General features: G+C 71.6%; 26 protein-coding genes. 2 read left to right on the top strand and 24 right to left on the bottom strand.

Annotation, left to right across the window (positions count from 1 at the left end):
• Window positions 1-27 precede the first annotated feature (27 nt).
• The 24 genes from ACZ7L9_RS02610 to ACZ7L9_RS02495 form a co-directional block, all read right to left on the bottom strand.
• On the bottom strand, window positions 28-462 hold the full coding sequence (locus ACZ7L9_RS02610; RefSeq protein WP_471411869.1) for a helix-turn-helix domain-containing protein: 435 nt from the start codon (window positions 460-462) through the stop codon (window positions 28-30).
• 9 nt (window positions 463-471) lie between these two features.
• Window positions 472-825, bottom strand: a complete 354-nt coding sequence (locus tag ACZ7L9_RS02605; RefSeq protein ID WP_471411867.1) for a hypothetical protein — start codon at window positions 823-825, stop codon at window positions 472-474.
• A 132-nt stretch (window positions 826-957) separates the two neighbouring features.
• Complete coding sequence (locus ACZ7L9_RS02600) at window positions 958-1,821, bottom strand: hypothetical protein (protein WP_471411865.1); 864 nt, start codon at window positions 1,819-1,821, stop codon at window positions 958-960.
• On the bottom strand, window positions 1,818-2,987 hold the full coding sequence (locus ACZ7L9_RS02595) for a hypothetical protein (protein WP_471411863.1): 1,170 nt from the start codon (window positions 2,985-2,987) through the stop codon (window positions 1,818-1,820). Before ACZ7L9_RS02595 ends, ACZ7L9_RS02600 begins: the two co-directional genes overlap by 4 nt.
• Window positions 2,984-3,274 (bottom strand): hypothetical protein, encoded by a 291-nt coding sequence (locus ACZ7L9_RS02590; protein WP_471411861.1) that lies wholly within the window; start codon window positions 3,272-3,274, stop codon window positions 2,984-2,986. The genes ACZ7L9_RS02595 and ACZ7L9_RS02590 overlap by 4 nt, the downstream gene beginning before the upstream one ends.
• Window positions 3,271-3,723, bottom strand: coding sequence for a hypothetical protein (locus tag ACZ7L9_RS02585; protein ID WP_471411859.1), 453 nt, complete (start codon window positions 3,721-3,723; stop codon window positions 3,271-3,273). The genes ACZ7L9_RS02590 and ACZ7L9_RS02585 overlap by 4 nt, the downstream gene beginning before the upstream one ends.
• Entirely contained in the window at window positions 3,708-3,938 is a 231-nt protein-coding gene (locus ACZ7L9_RS02580) for a hypothetical protein (protein ID WP_471411857.1), read from the bottom strand. The genes ACZ7L9_RS02585 and ACZ7L9_RS02580 overlap by 16 nt, the downstream gene beginning before the upstream one ends.
• Before the next feature lie 208 nt (window positions 3,939-4,146).
• Window positions 4,147-4,308 (bottom strand): hypothetical protein, encoded by a 162-nt coding sequence (locus tag ACZ7L9_RS02575; RefSeq protein ID WP_471411855.1) that lies wholly within the window; start codon window positions 4,306-4,308, stop codon window positions 4,147-4,149.
• The gene (locus ACZ7L9_RS02570) at window positions 4,305-5,063 is read right to left on the bottom strand and encodes a hypothetical protein (protein WP_471411853.1); all 759 of its coding nucleotides are present in this window, start codon (window positions 5,061-5,063) and stop codon (window positions 4,305-4,307) included. The genes ACZ7L9_RS02575 and ACZ7L9_RS02570 overlap by 4 nt, the downstream gene beginning before the upstream one ends.
• Window positions 5,064-5,152: 89 nt before the next feature.
• The gene (locus ACZ7L9_RS02565) at window positions 5,153-5,668 is read right to left on the bottom strand and encodes a single-stranded DNA-binding protein (RefSeq protein WP_471411851.1); all 516 of its coding nucleotides are present in this window, start codon (window positions 5,666-5,668) and stop codon (window positions 5,153-5,155) included.
• Window positions 5,669-5,797: 129 nt separating this feature from the next.
• Window positions 5,798-5,959 carry a hypothetical protein gene (locus tag ACZ7L9_RS02560; RefSeq protein WP_471411849.1) on the bottom strand — a complete coding sequence of 54 codons (162 nt, stop codon included), beginning with the start codon at window positions 5,957-5,959 and terminating at the stop codon, window positions 5,798-5,800.
• Window positions 5,956-6,441 carry a hypothetical protein gene (locus tag ACZ7L9_RS02555; protein WP_471411847.1) on the bottom strand — a complete coding sequence of 162 codons (486 nt, stop codon included), beginning with the start codon at window positions 6,439-6,441 and terminating at the stop codon, window positions 5,956-5,958. The genes ACZ7L9_RS02560 and ACZ7L9_RS02555 overlap by 4 nt, the downstream gene beginning before the upstream one ends.
• Window positions 6,438-7,130 carry a zinc finger domain-containing protein gene (locus ACZ7L9_RS02550; RefSeq protein WP_471411844.1) on the bottom strand — a complete coding sequence of 231 codons (693 nt, stop codon included), beginning with the start codon at window positions 7,128-7,130 and terminating at the stop codon, window positions 6,438-6,440. Before ACZ7L9_RS02550 ends, ACZ7L9_RS02555 begins: the two co-directional genes overlap by 4 nt.
• On the bottom strand, window positions 7,127-8,005 hold the full coding sequence (locus ACZ7L9_RS02545; protein WP_471411842.1) for a hypothetical protein: 879 nt from the start codon (window positions 8,003-8,005) through the stop codon (window positions 7,127-7,129). Before ACZ7L9_RS02545 ends, ACZ7L9_RS02550 begins: the two co-directional genes overlap by 4 nt.
• A gap of 88 nt (window positions 8,006-8,093) precedes the next feature.
• Window positions 8,094-8,372 carry a hypothetical protein gene (locus ACZ7L9_RS02540; protein WP_471411840.1) on the bottom strand — a complete coding sequence of 93 codons (279 nt, stop codon included), beginning with the start codon at window positions 8,370-8,372 and terminating at the stop codon, window positions 8,094-8,096.
• Window positions 8,369-8,602, bottom strand: coding sequence for an aromatic ring-opening dioxygenase LigA (locus ACZ7L9_RS02535; RefSeq protein ID WP_471411839.1), 234 nt, complete (start codon window positions 8,600-8,602; stop codon window positions 8,369-8,371). The genes ACZ7L9_RS02540 and ACZ7L9_RS02535 overlap by 4 nt, the downstream gene beginning before the upstream one ends.
• Window positions 8,599-9,054, bottom strand: a complete 456-nt coding sequence (locus ACZ7L9_RS02530) for a hypothetical protein (RefSeq protein ID WP_471411836.1) — start codon at window positions 9,052-9,054, stop codon at window positions 8,599-8,601. Before ACZ7L9_RS02530 ends, ACZ7L9_RS02535 begins: the two co-directional genes overlap by 4 nt.
• Window positions 9,051-9,398: a hypothetical protein gene (locus tag ACZ7L9_RS02525; RefSeq protein WP_471411835.1), complete on the bottom strand. Its 348-nt coding sequence runs from the start codon at window positions 9,396-9,398 to the stop codon at window positions 9,051-9,053. The genes ACZ7L9_RS02530 and ACZ7L9_RS02525 overlap by 4 nt, the downstream gene beginning before the upstream one ends.
• A gap of 52 nt (window positions 9,399-9,450) precedes the next feature.
• Window positions 9,451-10,083, bottom strand: a complete 633-nt coding sequence (locus tag ACZ7L9_RS02520) for a hypothetical protein (RefSeq protein ID WP_471411833.1) — start codon at window positions 10,081-10,083, stop codon at window positions 9,451-9,453.
• Window positions 10,080-11,297, bottom strand: a complete 1,218-nt coding sequence (locus tag ACZ7L9_RS02515; RefSeq protein WP_471411830.1) for a recombinase RecT — start codon at window positions 11,295-11,297, stop codon at window positions 10,080-10,082. The genes ACZ7L9_RS02520 and ACZ7L9_RS02515 overlap by 4 nt, the downstream gene beginning before the upstream one ends.
• Window positions 11,294-11,662 (bottom strand): hypothetical protein, encoded by a 369-nt coding sequence (locus ACZ7L9_RS02510; RefSeq protein ID WP_471411828.1) that lies wholly within the window; start codon window positions 11,660-11,662, stop codon window positions 11,294-11,296. Before ACZ7L9_RS02510 ends, ACZ7L9_RS02515 begins: the two co-directional genes overlap by 4 nt.
• On the bottom strand, window positions 11,659-12,045 hold the full coding sequence (locus ACZ7L9_RS02505) for a hypothetical protein (RefSeq protein WP_471411826.1): 387 nt from the start codon (window positions 12,043-12,045) through the stop codon (window positions 11,659-11,661). The genes ACZ7L9_RS02510 and ACZ7L9_RS02505 overlap by 4 nt, the downstream gene beginning before the upstream one ends.
• 65 nt (window positions 12,046-12,110) lie before the next feature.
• Window positions 12,111-12,284 carry a hypothetical protein gene (locus ACZ7L9_RS02500; RefSeq protein WP_471411823.1) on the bottom strand — a complete coding sequence of 58 codons (174 nt, stop codon included), beginning with the start codon at window positions 12,282-12,284 and terminating at the stop codon, window positions 12,111-12,113.
• Window positions 12,281-12,505, bottom strand: coding sequence for a helix-turn-helix domain-containing protein (locus ACZ7L9_RS02495; protein WP_471411820.1), 225 nt, complete (start codon window positions 12,503-12,505; stop codon window positions 12,281-12,283). The genes ACZ7L9_RS02500 and ACZ7L9_RS02495 overlap by 4 nt, the downstream gene beginning before the upstream one ends.
• A 320-nt stretch (window positions 12,506-12,825) precedes the next feature.
• On the opposite strand from ACZ7L9_RS02495, the gene ACZ7L9_RS02490 reads away from it, so the two are divergent.
• Both ACZ7L9_RS02490 and ACZ7L9_RS02485 read left to right on the top strand, forming a co-directional pair.
• On the top strand, window positions 12,826-13,227 hold the full coding sequence (locus ACZ7L9_RS02490; protein WP_471411818.1) for a helix-turn-helix domain-containing protein: 402 nt from the start codon (window positions 12,826-12,828) through the stop codon (window positions 13,225-13,227).
• 22 nt (window positions 13,228-13,249) lie between these two features.
• Window positions 13,250-13,546 (top strand): hypothetical protein, encoded by a 297-nt coding sequence (locus tag ACZ7L9_RS02485; RefSeq protein ID WP_471411815.1) that lies wholly within the window; start codon window positions 13,250-13,252, stop codon window positions 13,544-13,546.
• Window positions 13,547-13,608 lie beyond the last annotated feature (62 nt).

Here is a 13,608-nt window from a genome sequence, read left to right as displayed (position 1 = left end):
CGCGGCGGGCCCGCGGTATGTGGTGGGTCAGTCGGTGGCGGTCTGGCGCGCCTTGGCGGCGTCGGCAACCAGGCCAGGGTTCTCGCGGAGAATGCGGCGGACGTAGCTCGGGGTGGCGCCGAGTTCGCGTGCGATCTCGTTGGGGGTCATGCCGTCGGCGGTGGCGCGGACGATAAGTCCGGGGGTGCCAAGCTCGATGGCCTTGGCAGCGCGTCGGATCGTGCCAGCCTCGGCGAGGGTGATCCCCTCAGCGACGCCAACGGCGATCTGGGCGCGGATTTGATCAGTGGTGGCGGCGTCGTAGTCGGCGGCGAGGTCGGCGAGCGTGCTCGATGTGACGGCGTTCTGGTCGGCGGCCTGCCGCGCCTCGTGCCTGTCGAGCACTTCAATCACTGCCTCGCGCAGCTGTTGCTTAACGCTGCTTCGGAATCGGGCGTACGTGGTGGGGCGGGTGTCGTTCATGGGGTCCTTTCAGCGTGTGGCAAAGAGTGCGCCCTGTGCGGGGCGGGGCTGGCCGATGATGACGAGTTGCTGCGCCCCGTATACGTAGGTAGGCGCGGGCTGTTCGGTGCGGCGGGGGCGTGCGGGCGCGGGTGCCGGTCCGGTCGGCGCTTCGGCGAGGTGCTGCTCGGCAACGGCGGCGGCTTCGGCGCGGTCGCGGGCTTCGGCCTTGACGCAGGATCGGCACAGCTTCCACCCGCGGACGCTCGCGAAGATGCTGTTGCGGCCTCCGGCGGGGCGTCCACAGTAGAGATCGCGGGTGCCGGGGCGGCGGTAGTGGCCGGTGGCCTGGTGTGCGGCGCCTCGAACTGCGTGGGTTTCCATGGGGGTTGCTCCCGTGGTGTGGGGCGAGGTGTGGAGCCTCGCAGTACTAGGTACCGTAGTGGGACGGTACTAGGTTCCGCAAGTGGGTACGAGAAAGGGGCGCCGGTCAACTCCCGACGCCCCTACGACCGTTCAGTGCTGCGCCGACTCCAGCGCCACGTACAGCGTGACCAGATCGGCCCCGGCCCACGTCCGCCGGCCGCGATCGAGCAGCACGGGCGCGACGCACGCCGAGCCGGTCGCGCACACCACCGTCGCGGCCATCGGGTCGCCGCTGCGGGTATGCGCGGTGAGCTGGCCTCGGCAGTACGGGCACGGCCGGTCAAGGGTGGTGGGGCGTCCGTCGCGGCCGAGTGCGCGCTCGACTCGGGCGTGGGCGCGGCGGGCGACGGCGGCGAGGTCGTCGGCGGCGAGTGGCGGCAGGGGGCGGAAGAGGTCGCCGGACTGCTCGCCAAGGGCGCGCCCTTCGAGCCACACAGCAGCCCAATGCAGGCCGTACGCGCGGGAACCGGGCGACGTGGGCGCGGCATAGTGCCACCGTGCCGGGTCGTCGCGGTCGGTGGCGACCTCGGCCCACCGTACGTACGTGGCGTCGGATGCGGGGCGGCCGACGAGGTGGCGTCGCACGGGGCGTTGTACGGCGGCGGCCACGGCATCGCACGACTCAAACAGGGCCCGCTCAACACTGGTCGCGGCGTCAAGGGCATCGAGGTTGGCCGGTGCGGGGTGCTCGCGGAGCACGAGCGGCATGCGGCCGACGGTGGGCCCGGTCGGCTGCTCCTCGGTGGCGGTCTGCTCCCAGTCGCGGCATTCGCGGGGCGGCCACTCGGCGCGGGGCGGCCGGCCGATCGCGGCGAGGAGGTCGCCCCACTGCTCGCGTACGGCGCGTAGGTCGTCGGCGGCCTGGGCGGCGATGGGGGTGGTGAGGGTCGTCATAGGCGGCTGCTCCTGGTCGAGCGGGCGCCCCGCGGTGGTGCGGGGCGCCGTGGCGGTCACGGGCGGGCGGTGGGTGGCTCGAAACCTCGGCAGGGGCACGCGCCCCCACAGCTGATGCATCCGTGGGTGTGGGTGTGCCAGTTGCGCGGGTGCTCGCAGTCGGAGTTGGCGCACGGCGTGGCGAGCGTGACGGGCTCGGCCTGCTCGGCGCGTTCGACGGCGGCGCGGCCGGTAAGGCTGCTGCGGAGGTCGCGGGCCATGGCGCGGGCGAGCGGGTCGGGTGCGTCGTCCCATACGTCGGCGAGGTTTCGCACGCGGGCGATGGCGGCCTCGGCCTGCTCGGCGCGCTTCTTGGCGGCGAACCCGGCGACGGTGCGCCACTTCCGTGCCTCGGTCCCGGCCTGCTCTGGGGTGAGGTGGTAGTGCATGCCGAGCTGCGCCCATGCGTCACCGGGGGTGCGGGCGTGCCGGATGGCGGCGAGGGTCTGCTCGGCCCGTTCGGCGCGGCGGACGGCTTCGGTGCGGCCCTGCTCGGCGGCGGCCAGTCGGATGGCGTGGTCGCGGTCGCGCTCGGCTTGAACGGCGGCCGGCGTTTCGGCTGCGGCTGCGATGTTCGCGGACGTGCGGGCGGCGTCGGGGGTGAGTCCGTCGTGCTCGGCGACGGCGGCGAGGGCGTCGGCGAGGGTGTCGACGTCGCGTACGCGCTGCAACGTGGCTTCGGCGCGGTCGCGGTCGCGCTCGATGGCTTCTGCCTTGGACTTCCACATGTTCCGGCCGGCTTCCAGCTGGGTGGCTCGGTGCTCGGCTTTGCGGGCGCGGGTGGCGACCTGCTCGACGGCGGCGGCGTCGCGCCTGAGCTGGGCGAGGCGCTGCGCTTCCTTGGTGCCGTACTTCCGCCATTTGTTGCGGTCGGCCTCCATCGCGGCGAGCTGCTTCTCGGCCTTCTCGGTGCGGTCGCGGTGGGCGTCGCGGTCGTGGTGCATGAGGTCGAGGGCTCGGCATGCCTTCTGGTGCAACCGGGACAGCTCGGCGGCGTCCTGCTGTGCCTGCTCGCGGGCGGCGGCCTCGCGGTCGCGGTCGGCCTCGGCGTTGGCGGCGCGGTGCCCGGCTTCGGTGACAGCGCCTACGGCGTTGTTGTGGGCGTGGGCGAGCGCGCTGCGCAGGCGGGCGATGGCGTCGGCCGCGTCGTTGAGGGCGTGGCGGGCGGTGTCGGTCGGCGTGGTCACGGCTGCGGCTCCGGGGTGGTGTCGGTGGTGCGGATACGGACGGGCGGTGACTTCGGCGGTGGCGGGTCGTTGCGGTGCTTCCACGCGTCCCAGCCCTGTACGGGGTGGGCGATGAGCCAGCCAATGTTTTCGGCGGAGCAGATCACCCAGACCGCCCACCAGCGGGGAGAGTGGCGCGGCGCGCGGGCCTGCCAGTAGGACCACTCCGATATGCGCTGGGCGGGGCGGTAGCGTCCGAGCCCGTATCCGGCGGAGAGCGCGGCCAGGATGGCGAGAGTGACGGTCACGGCTGCGGCTCCGGGGTGGTGAGGTGGGCGGTCTGCTCGTCGAGGAACTCGCGAACGCGGCTGTATGACCGGATGGTGAGCAGTCGGGTAATGGCCTGCCGGTGCTCGGCCTGGCGCTGCTCCTCAACGGCCCGGTACATGTGCAGCTGCTCGCGGTAGTCGGCGGCGGCCTGCTCGGCTTCGCGGATGGCGTCGTGGGCGGCGTTGAGCTGGGCGGCCTGGCGCTGGATGGCGGTCTGCTGCCCGGCGACGGTGGTGCGCAACTCGTTGGACTCGGTGATCTCGACTTCAACGTGGGCGCGGAGTAGCGCGGCCTCGGCGGGGGTGGTCGGTATGCCTCGCTGGATGCGGGAGAGCAGTACGAGCAGGCTCTCGCGGCGGGTGTCGCGGTCGGCGGCGCGGCGTTTCCGCTCGGCCATGGTGCGGCGGGCCATCAGACGCGCTCCCATGTGGTCGTGGCCTTCTCGATGTGGCCGGTGGCGTAGCTCTTGCCGGTCTCGGAGTCGGTGAGGTAGCCGGTCCAGAACGTGACGCGGCCTCGGGCCTGGCCCGGCTTGGCGTAGGGCCCTTCGTGCCACGTCGACGACGGCTTGCCGGGCGGGGTGCTGGTGATGACGGCGCGGTAGACGTCGCCGTTGCGGTCGGCTCCGATGTTGCGGGCCATGGGGTTGGCTCCCGGGGTGGTGGGGGCGCCGCGTGGTGGCGGCGCCCCGGGGGTGATTACTGCGAGGGCGGGTGAGGCTGGGAGCCGCACTTACGCATGCACGTCCAGCAAAAGTCGGGGTCCTGCTGCTCGTTGGGGACGGTGACCGGGGGAAGGCTGGCGAGGATGCGCCGGTCACGTCGGGCACGGAACGCGGCGGCGAGGCTGGTCATCGCTGCGCCTCCTCGCGGGTGCAGTGGCCGGTGTGGCATCGGGTTTCGCCCTCGGCGACGTAGTGGACGTGGTGGCCCTGCTGGGCGAGGCGGTCGGCTTCGGCGCGGGCGGCGTTGCGGCGGCCGTACAGGCGGGGCCACGTGGTCACGGTGCTCATCGGCCAGCCTCGTCGAGGGTGTCGGCGCGGACGTCGAGCCATGCGGCGATGCGGCGCATGCCCGCGCACTGGGAGACGCGGGTACGGTCGCGGGCCTCCCGCATCTCCTTGCCCTGCTCGGTGGCGTACTTGCGGGCCTCGGCGACGAGTACGCGGGTGTGGGCGGCGAGCAGCACGCGGGCGGCGGCGAGCGCGGTCTCGGGGGTGTGGGCGTCGACATCGAGTAGCGCGTCACGGACGGCGGCGAGCGTGTCGCCGCGGTTGAAGGTGATGTTGTCGCGCTGCTCGGCGGCGGCCTGCTGGGCGGTGCGGGCGAGCTTGGCGGACGTGAGCGGCGCGGGCTGCTCGGTGGCGGGCTCGGGGCCGTCCGACTCGGCGTGCTCGAACGTGAGCATCGGTTCGATAATCAGTAGTCCGCTGCTCTGGTCCTTGCGCATTCCGGCGCCGCAGTACCGGCCGATGAGCGGCTGTTGTCCCTCGATGCGGAGTTCGGCGCGGCCTCCCATCGGCGTCATGCCGGTCTGTACGAACGCGGTGTGCGCGTCGGTGTCGGCGGGGAGGTTGGCGGCGACGTAGCCGAGCAGCGCATCGAGGCCGGCCGGACGCAGCTCCTCGGCGGCCTGGTGCAGCGCGGTGGCGGTCGGCCACCTGTAGCCGTTCGCGTCCTCGTGGACGGGGCCGCCGTGGTCCTCGGCTAGGACGCACGGAAGTACGTCACGGACGGAGCCGCAGAGCGGGGTGTGCTGGGCGTTCATGGGTTCCTCTCGGATGTGGAGTGCGAGGGGTGCGCGGGTTGCTCGCGCGCGCGGCGCCGACCGCGACCGGACGGCGGACACGGGGTAGGTCAGAAGGGGGGTTCGGGGGTGTTCTGCTGCTGTCCCCATCCCTGGCCGTGCTGCGGGGGCTGTTGGGGCTGCTGCTGGTCCCATGGGTTGTTGGCGGGCTGCTGCTGTGCGTAGCCGCCGTTGCTGGGCTGCTGCTGGCCGCGGTTGTTGCCGTTGGTCTTGGTGACGGCGGCGGTCGCGTTCTTGAGCGACGGGCCGACTTCCTCGGCGTCGATCTCGTAAACGGTGCGCTTGACGCCTTCGCGGTCCTCGTACGAGCGCTGTTTGAGCTGGCCGCGGACGATGACGCGCATGCCGCGCTGGAGCGATTCGGCGCAGTTCTCGCCAAGGGATCGCCACGCGGAGACGGTGAGGAATAGTCCCTCTCCGTCCTTCCATTCGTTCGTCGACTTGTCGAACGTGCGGGGGGTGGAGGCGACGCGGAATTTGGCGACGGCGTGGCCGGCGGGGGTGAACTTGAGTTCGGGGTCGTCGACCAGGTTGCCCGTGATCGTGATGACGGTTTCGCCTGCCATGTGGGGCGGCTCCTTTGGTCTGAGCGTGGCTCTCGGTTCGTGTGCGGTCGGTGTGTATCGATCGCGGTCGGAATCTACCATGGAGGGGGCGCCCGGGGTGAGTTGGTGGGGTGCCCCCTGCGTGAGGGGCTATGCGGCCCGTAGAACGGCTGCGATGACGTCGGGGGCGGTGATGTGCCATCCCTCGCGGTCGAGGGCGGCTACGGCGCTTCTGGCGACTGCTTCGGGGCTGCTGCCGGGGTGGTCTCGGATGGTCGCGGCGATGACTGCGGCGACGGCGTCGGGGATCATCGCTGGCTGCCGGTGATGTGGCGGGCGGTGGTTTGGCCGGTGGCGGCGCGGGCGATGGGTGGGCGGCGCATGATGCGGGCCATGTCGTCGAACGCGTCGGCGGCGGCGTAGGCGTGGGCGGTGACGTTCTGGAGCAACTGCCGCTCGTAGTCGGCGCGGTGCCGTTCGTCGCGCTCCTCGGCTTCGCGCTGCTGCCGCTCGGCGCGGTCGCGGGCGTCGAGTTGGGCGGGGCCGTCAATCTCGCGGACGGTGCGCCACTCGAACCCGTGGGCTTCCTCGACGATGACGTATCCGCCCTGCTCGGCGAACTCGGCGGCCATGCGGTCGCGGGCTTTGCGGTCCGATGTGGTGCGGACGGCGGGGCGGTCGGGTCGGGCGTCCCATGACGCGGTGATGCGCCACGTGCGGTTGCTGCCGCGGGTGCGGTCGCCGGTGTTCGCCTTGCGCTTGTACGTGCGGCCGGGGTGCTTCTGGCGGTTCATGCGGGCTGCTCCTGGCGTATGGCGTGGCGGGCGTCGGCGAGTTCAAGGCGGGTCGGGTGGGGGGTAGCGCGGCGCTTGGCGCCGTTCTTGCCCATGCGGCACGGCTGGCCGGCCTCGGCGCGGCACGGGTCGTAGGGGCACCGGACGTCGAGCGGGTCAGGCTGGCCGTGCTGGGCGAGCGATTCACGCTCGGCGCGTACGGGCCGGTACTCGGCAAGGTCGTCGGTTACGGTGCGCGGCACGTAGTCGCCGAGCGCGGCAAGGCGTTCGGCGGCGAACGCTTCGCGCTCCTCGCGGGTGACTCCGCTGGGAAGTGCCGGGCGGTCCTCGGAGAAACCGACGGCCTGTGAGGCGGACTGCGGGGCAATGCGGCCGTCGGCGATGGCGTTGAGCAGGGCTCGGCGGCGGGCGATGGACTCGGCGCCAGTCTCACCAGGCCGGCCGTCGTAGACGACGGTGGTCGCGGCAACTCGCTCGGCCCGGATCTTGTGGCGCTGCTGGCGGACGTGGGCCGGGGTGAGCCAGTCGGACGTTTCGGCGTAGTGGCGGGCTACGGCGGCGCGGGTGTCGTCGTCGAGCGGCATGGCGTTGAGGGCGGCGGCCCATGCGCGGGCGTCGGCTTCTCCGACGGTGCGGCGGTCGAATGCGGCGGCGAGGGTGAGCAGTTCGGCAGCGTCTGCGGGGGTCACTGTGCGGCCTCCTGGGCGCGGAGACGCGCGGCGAGGGTCATGCCCTCGGCTACGCGCTGGTCGGTGGTCGAGGGGCGGCCGACGGCGGTACCGATGGGGACGACGTTGCTACCGGGGCCGGGGCGGGTCGCCTGGAGCCTCAACGTGTCGTACTTCTCGCGGAGCTTCGGCATGCTCATCACGTTCGAGCGCCAAAAGTCGGAGTCCTGGCACCAGTCGATACAGCCGTGTACCTGCTCCTCAGTGCGGCCGTCCTTGTCGAGCAGCAGCCGGGCCGCGGTCCGCCACGACTTCGTGATTGTGGGGCGCTTGCTGCCGTTCTGCTCGATGCGGTCGGCGAGGTGGGCGCAGAGGCGTTCGACGTCTTCACGGTCCGGCGTCGGGTCGGGGGTCCGCGGAGCGGTCTCCGACGTGTTCCCTGTTCCCTGTTCCTTTCCCTGTTCCCTGTTCCTTTCCTGCGATGAGTCCTCACTGAGTTGTGTGTGAGTGCTCGATGAGTCCTCATTACCGCAGGTGGGGGCGGGCGCGGGGGCAGATTCGCCCTGGTCGGGGGCGGGGTACTTGCTTTTTGTCGGCCGGTTGATGCGCTGGTGTTCCTGCCACCCCGTGACGGCGATGTACGACTTCCGCGTGAGCGTGTAACGAGCGATCAGTGAGGACTCAGTGAGTGCCTTCAAGTCGCCCTCGACGTCGGCGGCGGTGCGGTCGTCGAGCGGCCAGACAGCTGCCTTGATGAGCCGGGCGTCGTCGACGCATCGGCCCTCGTCATCCACGTGGGTCCACAGGCCGATGAAGGTCAGCCGCTGTTCGGGGGTGAGGTCGGCGATGGTGAGTGAGGTGAAGAACTCGGGCTTGATGGTGCGGATGCGGGCCACGTGAACGGCTTCTTTCGTGGTGCGGGTGGGGTGTGGCGCCCGGGGCGAGGGGCGCGGCGGCTCGTCCTCGCCCCGGGGCGTGCGGGGGCTACTGCGGGGTGGCGAGAGTGGCGGCGAACTGGGCGAGCAGGCCGCGGCGTTCGGCGGCGCGGCCGACGCATGCGGGGCACCACTCCAGCCCCTCGGGCGGGGTGGCGGGCAGAGGGTCGAGGATGACGGCAGGGGAGTCGGTGACGGGCCAACCAGCGGTGCCGCACTCGCCGGACCGGCCGGGAAATCTGCCGTCCTCGCGCATGATGTGGAGGCGGCGCACCTGGGTGGCGCGGTGGCCGGAGCGGCTGCTGTAGCCGCGGTAGAACGCCCTCACGGCTGCTCCTGGGTGTAGTAGGGGCGGGTGATGCTCGGCTGGTGCTGCTCGCACCTGGGCCCGCACGGGTACGGGTGGACCGGGACGGCTCCACACCGCGGGTTGCCGTGCTCGCACACACGGGGCGGCCGGTCCTCGGGAACCTCGACTGCCAGCTGTCCGGCCACCGGAGCGGCCGGCGGGGTGTCGAGGTGGCGGCGGGCCCGGTCGAGGCGGGCGGCGGCGGTCACCAGGGGCCACCGACGGCGGCGAGCAGCTGGGCGAGGCGGTCGCGGCCGGGCTTGTCCTCGACGCACCGGGGGGCGACGCATCCGGGGTGGTCGCACACGGATTTGACGTAGCCGACCGGGGTCCGGCCGGTACGGATGCGGAACGCGATCGCGCGGGCGCTGATCGGGGCGCCGCGGTAGCTGAACGTCGGTATCCCGGCCGTGTTCAGGGCACCGGTCCACTCCATGTGGCCGTCGGCGGCAGGGCGTACGCGGCGGCGCCACTGCTCCTCGACGGTCCCGGCGGTCTTGTCGGGCTGCGGGATGCGGGGGAGGCTGAGCAGGCGGCGGTACCGGGCGACGGTGGTGAAGTGCATGCCGGTGATGCGGGCTATGGCGCGGTCGGTGTGCTGGCGGCCGGTGATCAGGCTGCGGGCGGTGTCGAGGGTGTCGGCCGGGATGATCCGCTTCATCGCAGTGCCTCCGCTTGGGCCTCGGCGGTCGCGGCGGCGTCGGCTTGGTCCAGCTCGGCCTGTATGCCGACTCCGGCCTTTTCCAGCTCCCACATCAGGTCGGACATGTCGTAGTCGTCGCCGCTGTTGGCGGCGTAGATGACGGTGGCGAGGGTGTGGCGGGTGGTGGTGAGCAGCTGCTCGACCTCGATCAGGCGGGCGGCGATGGCGCGGACGTCGCTGCGGAGTACGCCGGTCGCACAGGCGACGGTCGCGGCGACCAGTTCGGGCGCGGCGGGGTGCTGCATACCGAGTTCGGTGGCGAGGGTGTTGCGCTGTTCGGCGGTCATAAGTGTGATGCGCATGGGATGCCTTTCGCGGGGGCCGCCCCGGTGGTGGGGCGGCCCGTACGGCGGGTTACTGGTTGGCGGGCTCGGCGTCGGCCGGCGGCTCGGCCGCGGGGAGCGCGGGCGGCGTGTCGGTGCTGATCTGTCCGGCCTGGATCGCCTGCGCGGCCAACTCACGGCCGTCGAGCGGCTGCCGCTTGCTCGACCGCGTGAACAACCACCGGAAGTACGCGCGGCGCGTCGGCCGGATCGACACCCCCGGCACCTCGTGCACCACACCCGTGGCCGGGTCGGCGTACTCGACGGTGTTCGCCGCGGTCACGGCGGACAACACCTGATCGGCAAACGCCCCATCAACGACGGTCTCTGTGCGGGCCGGGATGACCTTGAAACTCCAGTGGTCCGGGTAGGTGTCCCGCACCCAGGCGTGGAACGCGGCGCGGTCGGTCACCTGCGCTTCGGCCTCGCCCCCTACGCGGGTCACGGTCCCGAACTTCGTCACGTCGTCGGGAAGCGTGATGTCCGTCTTCGTGCTCTTGGTGGCCTTGTACTGCTGGGCGAGCAGCGCGGTCGCGTCGGCGTCGACGTCGGCGAAAAGTTCCTCGGCGCGGTCGAGCTGGGCTTTCATGGCCTGGCGGTGGCGGAGTAGGGCGGCGAGGTACGTCGGGTCGGGTGCTTGCGGCCTCTCCTCGATGCTGGTCACTGGGCACCTCCGGCGGCCTCGATGCGCTCGCGGAACGTGTCGAGTTGCTGGGCGTTGGCCTGCTCGATGGGCAGGCCGTAGACCATCTGAAAGTCGGCGTCGAGGGTGGGGAGGTTGGCCTTCGACGCGGCGATGCGCAATGCCTGCTCGGCCTTGGCAGCGGCGTGTTCAGCGAGGTCGGGCGCGGCTCGGTAACCGTCGTCGGCCGGAGCCTCGCCGAACGGGTAGGGCGCCTCGGCTGGCGCCTGCTCCGGGGCCTTCGCCCCGGGCTTCGTCGCGCCGATCGTTGCGATACGGGCGAGGTGCGCGGCCTCGGCCCCGGCCTCCTGCAACCGGCGGTGCAACTCCCGTACGGCGGCGACGTCCTGCGCGCTGTGCGCGGTCCGGATGTCTTCCAGCATGGCCAGGAAGCGCGCGGGGGCGCCTGCGTCGCGGGCGTCGTCCATGATTCCGCCGACGGCTTCCCAGTTCGTCTCGTTCATGGCCTCGGCGAGGTAGTCGCGGGCCGGTGCCGGGGGCGGGTTCGGCGTCGACTGCACCACCGTGGCGGCCTGCTGAACCGGGGCGTCGACCCGCTCGACAACGACAACGGGGTTGCCGTCCTGGTCGACGACCTCGCCCAACTCCTCGGGCGTGTAGATCGCGCCGTGCAGTACCTCGGGGCACGCCGACCGCACGCATTCGGCGATGGCGCGGGCCCGCAGCATGGCGCGCGGGAACTTCTCCCACGGCGTCGGCTGACCCTTCTGGTCACGGGCGTACGTCCGGCCGTTCCGCATCTCGCACAGACCGGCGGTTACCGCGTCGTCGAGGGTCCACTCGATCACGGTCTCGTCGTCGGGGTCGTCGTGTCGCTGGATCGACACGACGCACTGCGTGCGTTCCGACTTGATCCGGACGCGGTGGCCGGCCGACCGAGCGCGGCCCAACATCAGGTCCGCGGACTGGCACGGCTTGCCCTTGATCACGTGAATCGTCGTGATGGTGGTGACGACGTCGAGACCGAGCGCGCGCCCGTACTCCATCGCCCACAACACCGAAGCGGGCTGCTTGCGGTAGGCGTCGGGAAGCAGCGGGGTAGCGGCCAGGGACTCACAGAACGTCCACGCCTCGCGGGGCGACATGTGCGAGAGGGACAGGGCGCCGCCGTGGGCGGTGCGGGCGGCGGTGTACGTGGCGGGGGTCTGCGGCCGTTCGGCGGGGGCGATGGTCACGGGGTGGCCTTTCGGGTGTGGCGGATGTGTCCGGCGAGGCGGGTCAACCGTCCGGCGAGGGTGATAGCGGCGTCCGGGGACAGCAGCGGGTCGGCGTGCTCGGCGGGCAGTTCGGCGAGCAGCGCTTCGCGGGATCCGTCCGCCATTGCGGCGCGCATCGACCGTTCGTAGTCGGGCACGTCGTCAGACGCGGCTGCGTGGTCGAGGGCGAGCACCGATTTGGCGTGTGCGGCGAGCAGGCGGCCGACGGTCTCGGGGTCCTCGGCGTACGCGACGGCGAGGTCATCGAGGAGCGGGGCGAGCAGCGTTTCGCTGACCGGCACACGGACGGCGAGGCCGTCGGCGGTGAGTCCGGGGCGCATCATCGGGCGGCCTCGGCGGTGTCGATGCCGGGAGCGGCCGGGACGGTCGGCGCGTCAGGGGTGAGGTGTCCGGTGTGGACGTCGTACCGCTGCGGGGTCGACCAGTCCGCGCGGGGGAACATGTGGCGCAGCAGCCGAGCGGCGGCGGCGCGGGCGTCGTGGCCGGTGGTAACCGGCTGGGCGAGGTCGTTGAGCAGCACTGCCCGCGTGTGGGGTCGGTCGTCGACGCAGACGGGCACGATGCGTACCTCGGCTGTGCCGGGGGCGATCAGGTCGAGCTGGCGGCCGATCGCAGCGGTGCGGGCGAGGTGCTGGCGGGCGGAGCGGGCGCCGTAGATGGCGAGAGCGCCACGGAGCGGGCGGCGGGTACTCTGCGGGGTGTTCACGATTCGTGTCTCCTCACGGGTCGTGTGGGTCGTCCGGGTCGCATCCGGGCGGCCCTTTTTGTGGGTCAGGCGGCGGCGCGGTGCGCTCGCTGCTGTTCGCGCTCGGCGCGGCGGATGGTCAGTTCGTGTTCGGGGGAGAGGCGGCCGGCGGCGCGGTCGCGGGCGATCCGGTTGAGCGCGGCGTCGAGGACGGCACGCGCGGCAGCGAATGCCTGTGCGCGGGGGATGACGTCGTTCATGCCGCGGCCTCGCTCTCGGGGAGGGGCTTGATAAGCGCGGTGGCGGGGACGCCGTAGGCGCGTTCGACGGCGGCGGCGGTGGCGGCAGACGGGGTTCCGTGGCCGTTCCAGAGGCGCCACGCGGCCATTCGGCCGACTCCGAGACGGCGTGCGACGTCGGCGGCGGTGTGGTCCCCAGTGCCCTGAGCGGCGCGGCGGAGGAGGGTGCGGTCGTACTGCATGCAAGTGCTCACTTCCGTGGTCGGTCCGTATCGACCTCGGTAGGAACATAGCACGTACCGATCGGGCGCGGAATTAGGTGGTCCTGTGGAGATGATGTGAAGCGGCGCGGCCCTTGCCGGTCACCCCGTGAACGCAATGTTCGAATCCCAGTGCGACACCTACCGAGTGCACGCCCGGGGGAGTACGTTGCGTATTCGAACAATTACCGGATACTGTCGGCCCCATGACGCCCCCTCGGCGGGCGCACGGGAGGGTAAAGGGATGTTCACAACCACAGTTCCGCCTGAGATACATGTCTCGCCCGCGATACAGTGCGGTCATGACCAAAGGCACGCAAAGACCCACCGAAGAAGAGACCTTCGGCGCCTGGCTCTCCCGAGAACTCATCGCACGCGGCTACGACCTACGCGAACGCGGCGGCGGGCGCCGCTCCTTCGCTGAAAAGGCTGGCCTCGGACCCGCCATTGTTTCCCGCGTCCTACGCGACACCGCCGTGCCCGACATCAAGACGTGCGGCAAAATCGCGCGCGCCCTCGGCATCACAACCGGGGCCGTACTCGTCCGCGCCGGCCACCTCCCCGCCGACGAACTGCCCACCGGCACCACACCCGCACAGATCAGCCAACGCGACGCCCTCGCCGCACTCGGCGTTCATACCGAAGAGGACCGCGCCGCCGTACTAGCGCTCATCCGGGCTCTCACCTCACGACGGGAGCCCTAGCACCTCAGAGAGGCCCAGCACAGTGCCAAAGCTCGCCGCCATCCTCGCCACCCTCGCCGCCATACTCACTCAGCTCATCGGGGTCACGGTCATACTTACCACCAGGGCAACCGGCGAGACCGGCGCAGTCAGCGACACCGGCCTCACCCTCACCATCTTCGGATTCCTCGCCACACTCGCCACCGGACCCGCCGCATGCCGTGCCTTCTACATATGGGCCCGCGACCGCGGATACCTCCTCTACCGTGAACATCAGGCCCAAGACACCGAGTTGATTCTTTCTCCGGTGGTCCCGCTCAACAGAGCAACCCCGCTCTGACTACCCCCCACACCACGCAGGCCCCGGCAGCAGCACCGCGCCGGGGCTGTTCCATACCCACA

This window comes from Streptomyces sp. NPDC111516, assembly GCF_055635345.1.
Note: the sequence above shows the minus strand (reverse complement) of the source record. Positions and strands in the feature narration are given on the sequence as shown.